This is a genomic window from Bacteroides pyogenes (assembly GCF_014196225.1).
Lineage (GTDB): Bacteria > Bacteroidota > Bacteroidia > Bacteroidales > Bacteroidaceae > Bacteroides > Bacteroides pyogenes_A.
The window spans coordinates 13,888-28,725 of sequence record NZ_JACIDI010000002.1; the positions used below are offsets into that span (position 1 = coordinate 13,888).

At 44.9% G+C, this 14,838-nt stretch carries 16 protein-coding genes and 1 tRNA gene; 3 read left to right on the forward strand and 14 right to left on the reverse strand.

All coding sequences use genetic code 11. The annotated features are described in order from the left end of the window. Positions 1 to 153: 153 nt before the first annotated feature. The 8 genes from GGR07_RS01320 to GGR07_RS01355 all read right to left on the reverse strand — a co-directional run bounded on the left by GGR07_RS01320 (position 154) and on the right by GGR07_RS01355 (position 6,146). On the reverse strand, positions 154 to 873 hold the full coding sequence (locus GGR07_RS01320; RefSeq protein WP_122056390.1) for a hypothetical protein: 720 nt from the start codon (positions 871 to 873) through the stop codon (positions 154 to 156). Between the two features lie 4 nt (positions 874 to 877). Continuing rightward, positions 878 to 1,798, reverse strand: coding sequence for a relaxase/mobilization nuclease domain-containing protein (locus GGR07_RS01325; protein WP_034542270.1), 921 nt, complete (start codon positions 1,796 to 1,798; stop codon positions 878 to 880). Continuing rightward, positions 1,764 to 2,147 carry a MobC family plasmid mobilization relaxosome protein gene (locus tag GGR07_RS01330; protein WP_034542268.1) on the reverse strand — a complete coding sequence of 128 codons (384 nt, stop codon included), beginning with the start codon at positions 2,145 to 2,147 and terminating at the stop codon, positions 1,764 to 1,766. Before GGR07_RS01330 ends, GGR07_RS01325 begins: the two co-directional genes overlap by 35 nt. A 146-nt stretch (positions 2,148 to 2,293) precedes the next feature. Then, complete coding sequence (locus GGR07_RS01335) at positions 2,294 to 3,259, reverse strand: toprim domain-containing protein (protein ID WP_034542267.1); 966 nt, start codon at positions 3,257 to 3,259, stop codon at positions 2,294 to 2,296. A gap of 163 nt (positions 3,260 to 3,422) precedes the next feature. Next, positions 3,423 to 4,496, reverse strand: coding sequence for an AAA family ATPase (locus tag GGR07_RS01340; RefSeq protein WP_016660811.1), 1,074 nt, complete (start codon positions 4,494 to 4,496; stop codon positions 3,423 to 3,425). A 5-nt stretch (positions 4,497 to 4,501) separates the two neighbouring features. After that, a complete protein-coding gene (locus GGR07_RS01345; protein WP_005633171.1) occupies positions 4,502 to 4,789 on the reverse strand; it encodes a helix-turn-helix domain-containing protein in 288 nt (95 codons plus the stop codon). Between the two features lie 125 nt (positions 4,790 to 4,914). Continuing rightward, a complete protein-coding gene (locus GGR07_RS01350; protein WP_034542265.1) occupies positions 4,915 to 5,823 on the reverse strand; it encodes a hypothetical protein in 909 nt (302 codons plus the stop codon). A gap of 239 nt (positions 5,824 to 6,062) precedes the next feature. Beyond that, positions 6,063 to 6,146, reverse strand: a tRNA-Leu gene (locus tag GGR07_RS01355). Between the two features lie 163 nt (positions 6,147 to 6,309). Here GGR07_RS01355 and GGR07_RS01360 point away from each other — a divergent pair. Beyond that, positions 6,310 to 7,389: a mannose-1-phosphate guanylyltransferase gene (locus tag GGR07_RS01360; RefSeq protein WP_021646844.1), complete on the forward strand. Its 1,080-nt coding sequence runs from the start codon at positions 6,310 to 6,312 to the stop codon at positions 7,387 to 7,389. Positions 7,390 to 7,792: 403 nt separating this feature from the next. Beyond that, positions 7,793 to 7,981: a hypothetical protein gene (locus tag GGR07_RS01365; protein ID WP_155897803.1), complete on the forward strand. Its 189-nt coding sequence runs from the start codon at positions 7,793 to 7,795 to the stop codon at positions 7,979 to 7,981. Between the two features lie 85 nt (positions 7,982 to 8,066). Here GGR07_RS01365 and GGR07_RS01370 read toward each other — a convergent pair whose 3' ends face one another. From GGR07_RS01370 to GGR07_RS01390, 5 genes are all read right to left on the reverse strand, one after another. Continuing rightward, complete coding sequence (locus GGR07_RS01370; protein ID WP_034542261.1) at positions 8,067 to 8,543, reverse strand: hypothetical protein; 477 nt, start codon at positions 8,541 to 8,543, stop codon at positions 8,067 to 8,069. Beyond that, complete coding sequence (locus GGR07_RS01375; RefSeq protein WP_021646840.1) at positions 8,533 to 9,042, reverse strand: RNA polymerase sigma factor; 510 nt, start codon at positions 9,040 to 9,042, stop codon at positions 8,533 to 8,535. Before GGR07_RS01375 ends, GGR07_RS01370 begins: the two co-directional genes overlap by 11 nt. Positions 9,043 to 9,102: 60 nt before the next feature. Beyond that, positions 9,103 to 9,876, reverse strand: a complete 774-nt coding sequence (gene argB / locus GGR07_RS01380) for an acetylglutamate kinase (protein ID WP_021646839.1) — start codon at positions 9,874 to 9,876, stop codon at positions 9,103 to 9,105. 49 nt (positions 9,877 to 9,925) lie between these two features. After that, entirely contained in the window at positions 9,926 to 11,818 is a 1,893-nt protein-coding gene (gene speA / locus GGR07_RS01385) for a biosynthetic arginine decarboxylase (RefSeq protein ID WP_021646838.1), read from the reverse strand. A 94-nt stretch (positions 11,819 to 11,912) separates the two neighbouring features. After that, a complete protein-coding gene (locus GGR07_RS01390; protein WP_021646837.1) occupies positions 11,913 to 12,440 on the reverse strand; it encodes a shikimate kinase in 528 nt (175 codons plus the stop codon). A gap of 99 nt (positions 12,441 to 12,539) precedes the next feature. Between GGR07_RS01390 and GGR07_RS01395 the strand changes: the two genes are divergently transcribed. Continuing rightward, a complete protein-coding gene (locus GGR07_RS01395) occupies positions 12,540 to 13,175 on the forward strand; it encodes a ribonuclease H1 domain-containing protein (protein ID WP_034542332.1) in 636 nt (211 codons plus the stop codon). 267 nt (positions 13,176 to 13,442) lie between these two features. On the opposite strand, the gene GGR07_RS01400 is transcribed toward GGR07_RS01395, so the two are convergent. Then, the gene (locus GGR07_RS01400; RefSeq protein ID WP_021646835.1) at positions 13,443 to 14,831 is read right to left on the reverse strand and encodes a thioredoxin family protein; all 1,389 of its coding nucleotides are present in this window, start codon (positions 14,829 to 14,831) and stop codon (positions 13,443 to 13,445) included. Positions 14,832 to 14,838: the final 7 nt, after the last annotated feature.

Consider the following 14,838-nt stretch of genomic DNA (forward strand, 5'->3'; position numbering starts at 1 on the left):
TGTATTACAAAGCATCCGATGTCCAAAAATTCATTAAGAAAAGATTCAGCGTAACCACATTGCGAAAGTTTGAAACAAAGCACTGCACGAAGAAGAAATGAATTTGAAAAGCCGGGGCGGTGAACATAGTTCACAACTCCGGCTTTGCTTCACTTATGGCTTACCCAACTTATCAGCTTCCTTTCTCAACTGTTCGGCTTGTTCATTAAGTAACCTTGCACGCTCCAATGCTTCCGCCTGTTTCTTGCTGCGATATTCAAAATCTATCACAGAATCGGTCAAAATTTGGATGAAATCGTTATCCCTTTGCCAATTGAATTTGGTTTCCAGCATATCAAGAACTTCTCCGTTTGCCCAACCCTGCATCAGCAAATAACGGTATTTCATATCATTGTCCTGTAACTGCTGCATCCGTGTAGCCAAACGGATATTTAACCATATGGAAGCGGAACAGAGAACCAGCACTGCCGAAAAAATAAACAATCCCGGACGAATCCAAGAAGTAACCTTGTTGTAAATCCGTTGATAGAACGGCAAGGAGGCAACTTCCTCTTTATCGGTCTTGTAGGAATTCAAGGTATCAACCATTATTTTAAAATTACGATAGATTTCCAATGATATTCTCTTGGTGTCCTCGATATGCTGCTGCTGACCTTGCATCCTGTTCCGTACATCGTCAAGTTGACTTTGGATAGTCTGCAACTTCTCCACAGGAACAGCCGGATTACTATGCAGCCTCGACAATGCCTGTTCAATCGCTCCAAACCGTTCGAGAGTTTCCTCCCGGCTGGCTGGCGTTACCTGCGCTTCCAGCTTCTCTTTCAGTTCTGTTACCATAGAGAGAAGCCCCTCTAAAATCAAGTTGTCTTCCATGTCTTTACAATTTAAGTCGTTTTTTCTTTTTCTTCTTCTTTCTCAAATTCAAGTTCGGCTCTTCATCCACCGGGGACGGTGATGCAAAAAACAGACCGAGTGAACCGCTTATAAACGGACTTTCTGCGTTACTCCGTGTGGGTATTTGTTCCCGAATGGGTACGAAAGCTGTTTGCCGTTGACTTTCGGCAACATTCAAACCTGTATCTCCGAAATATCTATCCAGTTTGGAAAAACTGAAACTGCGGTCTATCTCCGAGCCTTTGAACGTGTATTCTCCTTTGGAAAAGGATATGCCCTGTATTTCATCGGTCTGTCCCTTTCGTTTGAACTGGATAGTGATACCCTTTTCCGCTAACCTGTGCTGCAACTGCTGCCAGTTGCGGGATTTGCCGATTTCATTTTTCACAGCCGTGTAAATCTCGTATTTCGACTTGTCCGGCTCTTTCAATCGGTGCTGTTTCACCTGCTCTTTCCCCTTGGCGAAATAAAGCCCATGTTTGGCTTTCAGCTTCTTGCATACCTGTTCGTTACGGTACATATCGTTCCTGTCCGAAATAGTCTTGCCGTTGTTGTCTATACGGTTGAACACGATATGCACGTGTGGATGCTCCCGGTCTTGATGGCGCACGATGATGTACTGCGTATCGGTGATTTTCATTTCACGCATATACTCCTGTGCAAGCTGTACCATCTTCTCGTCTGTCAATTTGGGTGCGTCCACTGCCGAATAGCTTAGTGCAATATGTCCAACCGGCTTTGTCAAGTCGGGATTCATCCCGGTCTGCATACAGAAACTGCGGATTATATCGCTCCGGCTCTCGGTCAGAACCCCATCCGCATGAAGCAAAACCGCCTGCTCCTTACCAAGCACATAGTTCACACAACCCTTAAAACCGCTTCCTTTTTTTATTTTTCCAATCATCCGACAAATGGTTTATGATTTCAACAATCCTATCTTTGAGTTTCACCAATTCCACCGCCACCAATGCAAAACCTCCGGCATTTGCCCTATGCGCCAGCTGGTTGATGTTGTTGGCTTCCCCTACCAGCTTGCGGATAGCATCTGCATCCTGCCTATTCAGCCGGGGTACGACCTCTGCCGAAATAACTGCTTGCCGGACATATTCACTGATGCGCACCCCGGCTTTCCCGGCTCGCTTCCTGATGGCGTAATACTGCAACTCGGTCAGCTTCGTGCTGACTACCTTTTTCTGCTTTTCCGTCCGTTTCTTTGCCGGACGACCGCCCGGCTTGTCCTGTATCTTTTTCATGCCTTTTTACTTTTAAATGATGTCTTAGAAATTGCGACCAACGGGAGCGGTTTCCTTTGCGGTGAGCAAAGCAAGGTGGTTTCGGTCTACCGAAACATAACCTTGCTCTCCCTATGAAACCGCCAGCCGCTGGCAATCCTGCCGGATTAAATGCCCCTGCCCTTCTTTTGTCTTGGGGCGGCACGTTGTTCGGTTTTCTGCTTTATTTCCTGTACTTGGCTGGCTGCGTTTTTCTGTTCCTGCTTCCTGCCGCACAGGTAATCGTTCAAGTCCGAATACCCCCTGTAATTGTGCGAGAAGTCACGCACACGGTAGGAGTATTCCAATTCGATAGCCCGTGTCGCCTTATATCCCGTCTCGTCATTGTCAAGCATACAGTGGATACGTTCATACGGGTATAGCACGTCAATGGCTTTTGGCACGTTGACAGTCGAGTTAAGAATAACATAGTCCTGCCTGTCAAGGTCGGGCATGGTCGGACAGTTCTTCATCCGGAGCGTGAGGAAAGAAAGATAATCCATAAAGCCCTCAAATACCAAACATTTCTCTCTCGGCTCTCCCTGCTGCCGTATATGGGTAATGTCTTTCGGGGCGATACACCCTTTGAAAAAGGAATTGCGAACCTCGTAACCTCCTGCCATATTCGGGAAACCGATAGCAAAGAACGGTCTGCCGTTATTGGTAAAATGGAGTTCCTTACATTCTCTTTTTGCCAGTTCGATATTGATACCTCGCCCCTGCAAGTAACGGAGCAATGCCGGATGGGTCAAGTCACGGACTTCCAAATGTTGGAAACTCGGCTCTGTCCTATGCTGGGGAAAAGAAAAACTGACCGGATGAACGTTTGGTGTCTGCTCTTCTATCCTCTTTAAAAGGTAGGGAAGACTGTCGGAAAAATAAAGTTCCTTTGCCAGGGCGATGATGTTGTCGCCTTTTCCTGCGCCAAAATCATACCAAAGATTGCGGTCTGTATTCACCTTAAAGGACGCTTCGTGTTCCTCTCTTAACGGTGATTTGTACCATAAACCGTTACCCTGCCGCTTGACGGGCGAATAACCTAAACTATGCAGATAATCTGCGATGGATATTTGTTTCACATCTTCGATGTTCATAATATTTTCTTTTTGGGGATTAAAAAATAGTTGAAAAGTGCGCCAGTCCTGTTTAGTCCGTCATATATATACCCGTACCATACTAAACCTGCCTGCTGTCGATACCGGGAAACAGACAGTCCGTTCCGCTTATATATACACCCGGACTAAACCAAACTGACTTTTAATAATGAAAATCGGGATTGTAGCGATAGCCCTTACCCTCTTTCACAATCATGCGCTTGTTCACAAGGAACTTGTTAAGCGACACAAGGACATTGCGTCCACGCTCGTAACCTATACTTGCGTAACCTTGTTTCAATGCCGCTATCACATTGGAATAGCCTTGTACAACCTGCTTGCCGAAACCGTTCTCCAATGCTTCCCGGTGCTGCTGTTCCGTCAGCTCTGTAAGCGGAAAGTTCCTGTCTTGCTTGGGTTGCTGGAATACATAACCGTCCATGACTTCGGGCAAAGCGTTGTCATTGATGCGAAATGCGAACGGGTCAAACTCACGGTCACGTATATGCATCGCCTTTACTTCGCTTATATTGCCGTCCTGCGTGCTTTTCGTGATTTGCAGGACGGTTTCAGCTTTGTTGTTCAGCTCTGTACCAATATGTCCTCTTGTGTTATCATCCCCCTTGTTCAAATGCAGTACGGTGTGGATATGCAGGTTATACCCACTTGACCAGCGCATCAAAAGGTTGATTAGGTCGGTCGATTCGCTCGGACTGTTGATGTCGTACATCAAATCACGGATTCCGTCAATGATGAGCAACCCCACATCGGGCATATTCTCCAACATATAGCCAATTATCTGCTTACGTTTGTCGGGGGTCTGCTCCCTTAACACAATGAAAACAAAATCATCCACATCCTTATCGGTCGGCAGTCCGGCAAGGCGCAAAATGCGTTCCATGACCTTATGGCAATGGTACTTGCTCTGCTCGGTATCAACATAGAGAATTTTGCGCTTATTCGGTGGCAGATATGCCGAATACTTTAGAACCTCGTCATTCTTCAATGCAGCCGCAACAATGGCGGAAATGTTGAATGTCTTTTTGCTCTTGGCTTTGCCTGTGGATGCGCTGAAATTGCCCAATGTGCCGATAGTAGAACCGTTCACCCAAAGAATTTCGGGCGGTACTTCATAAGTGTCCGTCACCTTTAGACGAATGGTTTTCCAAAGGGCTGCAAAATCTTCTTTCGTCATGGCTGTGCCTTGTCCGATTTCCTCTTTCTTCTTGTTTTCCATAGCCATTATTTCTTTAGAGGACGGTTAAGGATATACTTCTGCGCTTCCTGCTCTATCTGCGCCTGCGTCTTCACCGGGTTCTGACGCAACCATGCTTCCAGTTCAGCTTTTTCAAAATAAAGCATTTTGCCCTGTGGCTTGTAATGGGGTATCAAGTTACCCGAAGTCAGCTTGTACAGGTAACTTTTAGAAAGGTTCAAGAACCTGCTCGCTTCATCGAAGCTAAGCACGTTCTTTGAAAGGAACAACATCTTTTCGAGTTCGGAAACTCTTAACTCCAAGTCTTTTTCCATATCGTTTGGGAATTTAGGTGAAACAATATGAAGGTGCGCACCCTCGTCTTTTGTGTTAACGGGGGCAAAGTTAAGAGGTTGAAAATGAAGTCTAATTGACCTTTGTTTGAGCGTTCAATCTATGCTCAACCTTTTTGCAGTTGTTTGATGTATTTGTCTATGATTTCATATCCTTTCGGATAGATGTTCTTCGCCTGGTCTGTCGCACTCGACAAGTCAGTACGTGTAAGCGGTTCTCCTTTTATCTTCTTCAATATCAACTTGTTGTTTGCTATAACTGACTGCCACTCATAAACGATGTAGTTATAACAGCTGAGTTGCATCATTAGGTAAGCCAACAGACGGGTATTATTAACTTTCAATACACCGTCCAACTTACAGTTGAAAAAATCGGTAAGTATTTTGGTGCTGACAGTAGTAGTAAACATATTCGCTTCGTTCACACATTCAGTCAGAAGTTTGATTTCATTGGCTTTCAAAGTGGATTTGAAAGGATTGCTTTTACCCACAATTTTGGCTGGAGTGGTTTCTACACTTTCATCTTTTTCTTTTGGCAAGACTTGTTCTTGGGGGGCAATAGAATCTGTATAGTATTTGCTTTCCTGTTCTTGCAGAAAGTACAAATACTTGGAAAGTACCACAAGGCTAACAATGATGGAAAAATAGGGAAGTCGTTCATCATAGCAAGACGGTTCATGCAAATATGCGTCCATATCAAAATCAGAACAGCGGAAAGCGATGTACTTTTTCCTCTCATTAGAGTTTAAGTCCTCAAAATAACCGCTTTCCCACAAAAAATCGGGAACATCCATATCCTGTACAATATCACGCACGACACGGTATTTTTGCTGAATGGCTACTATATTTTCGGTAACACGGAAAATTTCCTGCCGCAAATAATCCTTTAGCTGAGCCTGTGTCAGATATTCACACTTTAAAAATAGTGCATCTACTTTAGTTTTATAGCCATGCGATACGCAACTATCTAATATCTTCTGTATCTCTCTGAAATTGGTTTCTATATGATTTTCCATAACTGTACCTTTATAAATTTGTTCTCAGATACAAATATAAGGTGGAAATCGCATTTTCCGAGAAAACATCAGCAATAATAAGACAGAAAAGAATGCATAAGAGTTAAGAAATCATAAAGATGAAAGGATGAAAACCACGAAAGTACACTCTATTCTTGTTTTTGTCGCTCAGTACACATTTAGTACGCCTTATAGAAAGAGAAAACCCTGATAATCAGTCGATTATCAGGGTTTATTAGTACCCAGACCCGGGGTCGAACCGGGATGGAAGTGAATCCACTGGTGTTTGAGACCAGCGCGTCTACCGATTCCGCCATCTGGGCATGCATTATTGATCTCTCAATTGCGGTGCAAAGATACAACTTTATTTTTAATCCACAATAGTTGGACAAAAAAAGGGGAAAAAAACGATAAAACACTTCTATACAGCTTCAAATTTCAGAGAATAAACAGTACATTAGCGGAAACTTTAAAAAAGTTATTATCATGACAAACAAAAACAATTATTGTGTAATCATGGGTGGCGGTATCGGAAGCCACTTCTGGCCGCTCAGCCGCAAAAATTTGCCTAAACAATTTATGGATGTTTTCGGAACCGGACGTTCACTTCTGCAACAAACATTTGATCGCTTTCAAAAAATAATCCCTACTGAAAATATTCTGATCGCTACAAATGCCATATATGCCGACTTGGTAAAAAAACAATTTCCGGAACTGAATGAAAAACAAATCTTGTTGGAACCGGCAAGACGAAATACTGCGCCGTGTATAGCATGGGCCGCTCATCGCATCCAAGCATTAAACCCTAACGCCAACATTGTTGTAGCCCCTTGCGACCACCTCATCCTCAAAGAAGAAGAATTTTGTAAAGCGATAGAGAAAGGGCTGGAGTTTGTTTCCAAATCGGAGAAACTTCTGACCTTGGGCATCAGGCCAAACCGCCCCGAAACAGAATATGGCTACATACAAATTGATGAACCTGTTGGAGACGGATTCTACAAAGTAAAGACGTTTACCGAAAAACCGGAACTCGATTTAGCGAAAGTTTTCGTAGAGAGCGGGGAGTTTTACTGGAACTCCGGAATATTCATGTGGAATGTAAACACAATCTTGAAAACCGGAGAAGCTTTACTACCGGAGTTGGCTGCAAAGTTAGCCTCCGGAAAAGGCGTATATGGCACCGATGCAGAACAAGCATTTATCGAAGAGCACTTTCCCGCATGCCCGAATGTTTCTATAGATTTCGGCATCATGGAAAAAGCCGATAACGTATTCGTATCATTAGGAGATTTCGGTTGGTCGGATTTAGGAACTTGGAACTCACTTTATGAATTGTCCGAACAAGATTTGGATGGTAACACCACATTGCAGTGTGATTCATTGCTATATAACAGCAAAAACAACATGATAGTGCTTCCCAAAGGCAAGTTAGCCATTATTGAGGGTTTGGAAGGATATTTAATCGCAGAGTCGGATAACATTCTGTTAATCTGCCCTAAAGACGAAGAATCGGCTATTCGTAAATATATGAATGACGCACAAATGAAGCTGGGCGATTCTTTCTGACAACACCCATATATCGTTTTTCTTTGGTAAAATAAGAAATAAAACATACTTCAAGTAAGTCTGTTTGAATAAATCCACAGAAGCTGTCGGAGAGGATAGTAAGAAGCAAACATATTACAAAAACATTTATTCGAAATCGGACGAGAAGGCTTTCTCAAGCGCTACCCGATGTGATGGGCGGGAGGGGAAAAATACGCTTCAAATGGAGAACCATGCAGAAGGTTGTTGTATGGTACGTTTACAGAACAGCAGCACATTTCATTAAAAGCCCGCCGTGTTTGAAATCGAAGCCCGCCGCCTTTTTTTCAAAGCCCGCCGTGTTTGAACTCAAAGCCCGCCGCCTTTTTTTTTAAAGCCCGCCGCGTTTAAATTCAAAGTCTGCTGTATTCTTAAAATACGATTCATGAAAAAACAGAAGAAAAGAGAGTGCCGAACCAGAAATATCGTAAGACATGCCTTTGAAACTGAAACTCATACAAAAAGGGGGAAAGGATACCAAACCAATTTTCTTACATCACGCTTTTCAGGAATCGCTCCATATAAACAAAGGGTTGCTGCATCCCGCAGTAACCCTTCTATTTTAGTTAGTTAAAATTTTGAGAGAATTGAAACTTCACAGCTTCTTTGTTGTTTTAATTAAGCACACTAACTATATATGTTTAAAGCAAATGAAAATTCTATTCCTTAATAATCAACCCCTTATTTATTTTCGCCAAACTGTCAACCAGTACCGACTCCGTTTTCGAATCGTTCGAAATAGCAACCGAGGGAGTAGTTACCTGCCTGCCGATCGTATCCACAGCAAGAATTCCTCGGTCTTCGCTGGTAAAAGAATGCTGGGCTATATTTCCTAACGAGAGGAATAAGACAACCACTGCCGCAGCCTTAAACAACGGCATGAAGCGAGCGGTGAGAGTCAAACGTCTGGCCTTTACAACAGGGGGTTCCACCTCAGCCAGGATACGCGTATCAAAATCTTTGCTCAACCCTACATTCCGTTGAATTTGCTGATAAACAAACAAACTTTTATAACGAAGCAGATGAGCCGGAACGTCTCCTTGTGTGAAGAATTGACGCAATAATGATTCCTCTTCGATAGAGGTCTCGCATTGCCAATATTTCTCCAAGAGTTGTTCTATATTCTTATAATCCATATTCATCAATTTCTAAATAGCGTTGTTTAACCTTTTGTCTGGCTCTGAAGAGGTTTACTTTCACTTGATCTTCGGTCAGATTCAGAAGAGCTGCTATTTTTTTATAACTTTCGCCCTCGATATCTCTTAATTGCATGATTAAACGCTGTTTTTCAGGAAGTTCATCCACCAACCGATCGATAAGCCTCATTTTTTCGTCATGCACAAATTGATCGTGAGGGCCGCCTGTATCAGATTCCTCTTCGATATCACGGGCGAGTTCAAGATGTCGGGAGTCTTTCTTCTGGCTGCGATCTATCGCCAAATTCTTTGCTACAACCAAACAATAGGCTTCGATCGATTCTATTTGAGGCCATTCCTCTCTCTTGTTCCACACGCGTATCAATGTATCCTGAACGACATCTTCCGCCTCTGCACTATCCAGCGTAATCCTGAGCGCCAACCGGAAAAGTTTGTCCTTTAGCGGCAAAATATCGTTACGGAAACTGATTTCTTGCATCTCTATAATAATGACGGGCTCAAATGGGAAAAGTTACAGCTACCCGTATTTTTTTTCAAATTATTTTTTGATTCTTGTCCCTATACCACTCTTTATTTCTGAAGATGAAGTGATTATAACTTCACAAACACCGGCTTCGAGTGCTTCAAAAGAGTTTATTAATTTGGGTATCATTCCGCCTTGGATAATTCCATCAGCGACATATTTCTGAAAACCGGCACGATCGATCCGGGGAATCACACTGTTTTCATCATTTTCATCGTACAGCACTCCTTTTTTCTCGAAACAATACACCAACGTGGTGTCAAACCGCTTCGCCAAAGCTTTCGCCGTTTCTCCGGCAATGGTATCGGCGTTGGTATTAAGGAGGTTGCCCGTTTTATCGTGGGTGAGCGGAGCCATTACGGGTACTACACCCTTGCGGATAAGTCCGGCAAGCAAATCCGCATCCACTTCTTCCACATCGCCTACGAAGCCGTAGTCTATCTCTTCCACCGGACGTTTCACAGAACGGATAACGTTCATATCCGCCCCGGTCAGGCCGAGAGCATTCACATTCCGGGCTTGCAAACCTGCCACAATGCTTTTGTTTACCAGCCCGGCATACACCATCGCCACCACTCTCAGCATCCCGGCATCGGTAATCCGTCTGCCATCCACCATCCGGCTCTCAACACCAAGAGCAGCAGCGATTTTTGTGGCCGAACGTCCTCCGCCGTGAACCAGCAACTTATACCCTTCGACGGATGAGAAATCATCCAGAAGTTGAAAAAGGGTAGCTTCCTCTTCCACGATTTTGCCACCCACTTTAACGATTGTCAGTTTTTCTCTCATATAATGTACGAGCTGTCTGACGCCAAGCACCAATACAGGCTCTCCGTTTTTATTCCAAATAAGTATATCCGTAAAGCCCCGAACGATAGTTGGAAAGGAATTCCTTTCCTTCTTCGAGCGAGATTTTACCTTCTTTCACCGATTTCGTCACCCATGTTTCCAACGTACGTACCAGTTTCTTCGGACTATACTGTACATAATCCAACACTTCCGCCACCGTTTCCCCATCGATAATCTGCTCAATGGCATAGCCTTTTTCACTCACAGATACGTGCACCGCATTCGTGTCGCCGAACAAATTGTGCATATCTCCTAAAATCTCCTGATAAGCGCCTACCAGAAAAACAGCAAGATAGTATGGTTCAGACTTTCTCAGGCTGTGCACGGGCAGGTCGTGAGCTACATTGCGGGTAGAAATAAAGTTGGCAATCTTTCCGTCGGAGTCGCAGGTGATATCTTGAAGCGTAGCGGAACGATCGGGTTTCTCGTCCAATCGCTGAATGGGCATGATAGGGAAAATCTGATCGATCGCCCATGAGTCGGGTAACGATTGAAAGAGCGAGAAATTACAGAAATACTTATCCGCCAACAGCTTAGACAGACCGCGAAACTCATCGGGAGCATGTTTCAACCCATCGGCTATCTGGTTGATCTCTCGTGTAATAGACCAATACAACCGCTCGATCTGGGCACGAGTTTTCAGGTCGACAATACCGTGGCTGAACAAGTCGAGTCCCTCTTCACGTATTTGCTGAGCATCGTGCCATGCTTCGAGCATTTTATTCTGATTGAGCGAATCCCATATTTTATACAACTCCTGCACCAGTTCATGCGCATCGGAAGCAACCTCCTCATCGTCGTCCCATTCAGGTAAAGTGGCTGTTTCAAGCACTTCGAAAACGAGCACGGAATGATGGGCGGTCAGCGCACGACCACTCTCGGTAATGATGTTGGGATGTGGAATACCGTTCTTATCGCTGGCATCCACCAAAGTTGAAATAGAGTCGTTGACATACTCCTGAATGGAATAATTGACGCTTCCTCCGGTACTCGACGAACGGGTACCGTCGTAATCTACTCCCAGTCCGCCACCAATATCGACAAATTCGACTTTAAAGCCCATTGCATGAAGCTGCACGTAGAATTGAGACGCTTCGCGCAAGGCCGTTTTTATCCGGCGTATTTTCGTAACCTGACTTCCGATGTGAAAATGGATCAGTTTCAGGCAATCTTCCAACCCCTTGCTTTGCATGAAGTCCAAAGCCTCGAGCAGTTCGCTGGAAGTCAGTCCGAACTTACTGGCGTCTCCACCCGACTCCTCCCATTTGCCGCTCCCCGAAGAAGCCAGCTTGATGCGGATTCCGATATTCGGCCGCACGTTCAGCTGTTTTGCCATTTTGGCGATGAGCTTCAGCTCGTTCAGTTTTTCCACTACCAGAAAGATGCGCTTTCCCATCTTCTGGGCAAGCAAAGCCAGTTCGATATAGCTTTCGTCTTTATATCCGTTGCAAATTATCAGCGAATCGGAATCCGTATTCACGGCAATCACCGCATGAAGCTCCGGTTTAGATCCCGCTTCGAGACCCAGATTGAACTTCTTGCCATGACTAATGATCTCTTCGACCACCGGACGCATCTGGTTCACTTTAATGGGATAGATAATGAAGTTTTGGGCTTTGTAACCGTATTCCTCGGCTGCTTGCTTAAAGCAAGAAGACATCTTCTCGATACGATTATCCAAAATATCCGGAAAACGTACCAACATGGGTGTCGACACATCGCGCAACTGCAATTCATCAACCAGTACTTTCAAATCGACAGACACTCCGTCTTTCCGCGGTGTAACAACAACATGCCCCTTGTCATTAATACCAAAGTACGAGGTTCCCCAACCCGTAATGTTGTAAAGTTCCTCAGAATCTTCAATACGCCATTTTCTCATTTTTCAGTTATTCAGTATTTTAATAGATATTTTGAACGGCAAAAATACGGATTAATCCACAAAAATCCATTGATAAAGAGAGAAATTATCATTTTTATATTTGCAGCAAAAGCAGCAATTCCTCTACCGCCTTCTTTATTTGCCGGCGGTTGTCCAGTTCGTCCGCATCGAACACATGCTTCGCGCGGGTATAGAAAGGATTTCTTTCCTCAAGTGCACGAACGATAAATGCCTTTAATTCTTCGTCAGTCTTTTCACGCAAAATAGGCCGTTGCTGCTTGGCAACACGCAGGCGTCCGAACAACACATCGGGGTGCACTTTCAGAAACACCGTCGCCCCCACCTTGTTCATAAAATCCATATTGTCAAAAAAGCAAGGAGTTCCTCCACCGGTAGAAATAATCACGTCTTCAAACTCGGCCACTTCATGAAGCATCTTTTTTTCAAGTTCGCGAAAAGCTTTTTCGCCCCGGCCGACGAAAAGCTCTCCGACCGTTTTGTGAAAACGCTCTTCGATATACCAGTCCAAATCGACAAACGGGACAGAGAGCCTATGTGCAAGCGCTTTACCCAATGTCGTTTTGCCTGCTCCCATATAGCCGATTAGAAAAACACGAATCATAAATCACTTATTTTGCAGACAAATGTAGTGAATTTACAAGATATTCGTACCTTCGCAGAAAGAAAACAGGGAAAGCCTGTGAAAATTAAACACAAATTCATGCCCAAAAATAAATTCTACGTTGTATGGGAAGGAGTAACGCCCGGAATTTACACCTCTTGGACGGAATGCTTGCTTCAAACCAAAGGATACGAGAAAGCCAAATACAAATCGTTCGACACGCTCGAAGAAGCCGAACGCGCTTTGTCCTCGTCTCCCTACGCCTACATCGGCAAAGGAGCAAAGAAGAAGCCGGAAGGCGCGCGAATGACTCCCGAATCGCTTCCCGCAGATGTAATCGGGGACAGCCTTGCAGTGGACGCGGCTTGCAGCGGCAACCCCGGTCCGATGGAATATCGAGGGGTACACGTGGCAAGCGGACAGGAGGTCTTTCACTTTGGTCCGACGAAGGGCACGAATAATATCGGGGAGTTTCTGGCTTTGGTGCACGGCTTGGCATTGCTCAAGCAAAAAAACTCGAATATGCCGATTTACAGCGACAGCGTCAATGCTATCAGTTGGGTACGCCAGAAGAAATGCAAGACGAAACTGCCCAGAACCGAAGAGACCGAAGAGCTGTTCCGCCTCATCGAACGGGCGGAGAAATGGCTTCGGGAGAACACCTACACCACCTCCATACTGAAATGGGAAACCCGAAAGTGGGGCGAAATTCCCGCCGACTTCGGAAGAAAATAAATCCGGCGCGGTTTTCCACAGGAACGCTCATAAGTTTTCTGCTGATTCCTATATGATTTTCTACGGGAGGTTGTACGGTGAAGATGTAGGGGAGTTACCATGAGCAATAGTTCTACAGTTGACATTATTCGTTCCGCTGTATATGGGGGGCATACGCTTCGCCGAATAAGCCCAATGCATAGCGCTAAATCGGCACTTCACGAGAGCGGGTTGCAATATTGAGGGTATGAAGAGGCGAGCCATAGAAGGGGTCTCGTCGCAATCCTGTCAATACTTTGCCAACGCTTCTTTCACCCGGCCTAATTCTTTCTCCGGATCGCCTTTGACGGTCAGAAATTCGCTCAGGTTTTCGAGCATCGCTTTTGCTTGAGCCGTCTCGCCCAACTCTGCCAACCGCTGCGATACGGGGATAGCAATAGAGGCTTCCCGCGCCAAGGCATAGAAGAATTGTAGCCACTCGATGTAATGACTCTTGAGCTCCGCACTTTGGGGAGCATTTAGCTCCCAATAGTGTTCGGCGGCATTGAATAGAGAGGAGGATAGGACTTTGTTGTGAATGCCGGAAAAGAGTTTCATCAACCCGCGTCCACGCTCTACTTCTCTCTTGGTCTCCTCGCTTACCGTATCCGATTTCAGGAAGTCGGCATAGGTTCGCTCATCTTCGTCGGTCTTGCTGATGAGTTGTTGGGTAGGATGCTCTGCCATATTCCGGTTCAGATAGTCGAGAAACAGTGTTGAGAACTCTACATCGTACCGATGTTTGGCATAGAACAGCAATTTTATCTGTTCGGGGGCGATGTAAGAGATACCTCCTCCCATAGAGGCCATAATCTCGTTTTGCTGATTCTGTTTATCAATAGCAGTCATTTGGGCTTTATGTGCTATCAGACGGTCGAATTCCGTTTTCAGATTCCCCTCTATAGCTTGATTAAGTAGGGTGCTCAGTGCCTGCATAATCGCTTTATTAAGTGCATTGGCCTTCCGCTTGTGGCCCCTATCCATCACACGCAGACGATTGATGCAACGCTCCAGCAGTGAATCGTCGGAGATAGTCATGTGTCCTATCCATCGCACGTTTTCCTTTTCGCTCAATGCCGTATCTGGCAACAGAGCGAGGAGATCATTCACGGGCTGTCCCCCGTTTTCACCGAACTCGCTACGCTTAGAGCAATACTCCTGTAAAAAGTCCGGTTCTCTATTACCCCTTTTATATATTGCATCCAAACGTTCGATCTCAGGAAGGAGAGCGAAGTTTTTCATTGCCTTTTCTCCCTCTTTAATAAGTTTTTCTGCGGTTTGTGCTCCAAGAAAACTCGAAATGAGCTTGCCTTCCGACGTAACAAACAGGCAGGTGGGATAAGCGCTCACATTAAAGCGAGCAGCTATCTCAATGCCTTCGCCTTTCTCGGCATCGATCTTATAATTAATGAAGCGAGCATTGAAGTAGTCGCCTACCTCCTGCCGAGTAAAAATCTCTTTAGACATTTTCTTGCAAGGGGCGCACCAACTGGTATAGACATCTATAAATATGGGACGCTTTTGTGCTGCAGATTCTTTCTGTAATTCTACCCAACTGCCTTCGAAGAAAAGGATGCCTTGTGCTTGTACACTGATGCCAAGCAAGGTAAAATGGAGCGTAAGAATAATTTTTTTCATTTTGGTT

What these genes read in the sequence shown, in the direction of transcription:
- GGR07_RS01390 (WP_021646837.1), bottom strand. Translation starts at nt 12,440, where the DNA reads ATGATTCGTGTTTTTCTAATCGGCTATATGGGAGCAGGCAAAACGACA.
- GGR07_RS01320 (WP_122056390.1), bottom strand. Translation starts at nt 873, where the DNA reads ATGGAAGACAACTTGATTTTAGAGGGGCTTCTCTCTATGGTAACAGAA.
- speA (WP_021646838.1), bottom strand. Translation starts at nt 11,818, where the DNA reads ATGAGAAAATGGCGTATTGAAGATTCTGAGGAACTTTACAACATTACG.
- GGR07_RS01325 (WP_034542270.1), bottom strand. Translation starts at nt 1,798, where the DNA reads ATGATTGGAAAAATAAAAAAAGGAAGCGGTTTTAAGGGTTGTGTGAAC.
- GGR07_RS01400 (WP_021646835.1), bottom strand. Translation starts at nt 14,831, where the DNA reads ATGAAAAAAATTATTCTTACGCTCCATTTTACCTTGCTTGGCATCAGT.
- GGR07_RS01340 (WP_016660811.1), bottom strand. Translation starts at nt 4,496, where the DNA reads ATGGAAAACAAGAAGAAAGAGGAAATCGGACAAGGCACAGCCATGACG.
- GGR07_RS01360 (WP_021646844.1), top strand. Translation starts at nt 6,310, where the DNA reads ATGACAAACAAAAACAATTATTGTGTAATCATGGGTGGCGGTATCGGA.
- GGR07_RS01365 (WP_155897803.1), top strand. Translation starts at nt 7,793, where the DNA reads ATGAAAAAACAGAAGAAAAGAGAGTGCCGAACCAGAAATATCGTAAGA.
- argB (WP_021646839.1), bottom strand. Translation starts at nt 9,876, where the DNA reads ATGAGAGAAAAACTGACAATCGTTAAAGTGGGTGGCAAAATCGTGGAA.
- GGR07_RS01345 (WP_005633171.1), bottom strand. Translation starts at nt 4,789, where the DNA reads ATGGAAAAAGACTTGGAGTTAAGAGTTTCCGAACTCGAAAAGATGTTG.
- GGR07_RS01350 (WP_034542265.1), bottom strand. Translation starts at nt 5,823, where the DNA reads ATGGAAAATCATATAGAAACCAATTTCAGAGAGATACAGAAGATATTA.
- GGR07_RS01335 (WP_034542267.1), bottom strand. Translation starts at nt 3,259, where the DNA reads ATGAACATCGAAGATGTGAAACAAATATCCATCGCAGATTATCTGCAT.
- GGR07_RS01395 (WP_034542332.1), top strand. Translation starts at nt 12,540, where the DNA reads ATGCCCAAAAATAAATTCTACGTTGTATGGGAAGGAGTAACGCCCGGA.
- GGR07_RS01375 (WP_021646840.1), bottom strand. Translation starts at nt 9,042, where the DNA reads ATGCAAGAAATCAGTTTCCGTAACGATATTTTGCCGCTAAAGGACAAA.
- GGR07_RS01370 (WP_034542261.1), bottom strand. Translation starts at nt 8,543, where the DNA reads ATGGATTATAAGAATATAGAACAACTCTTGGAGAAATATTGGCAATGC.
- GGR07_RS01330 (WP_034542268.1), bottom strand. Translation starts at nt 2,147, where the DNA reads ATGAAAAAGATACAGGACAAGCCGGGCGGTCGTCCGGCAAAGAAACGG.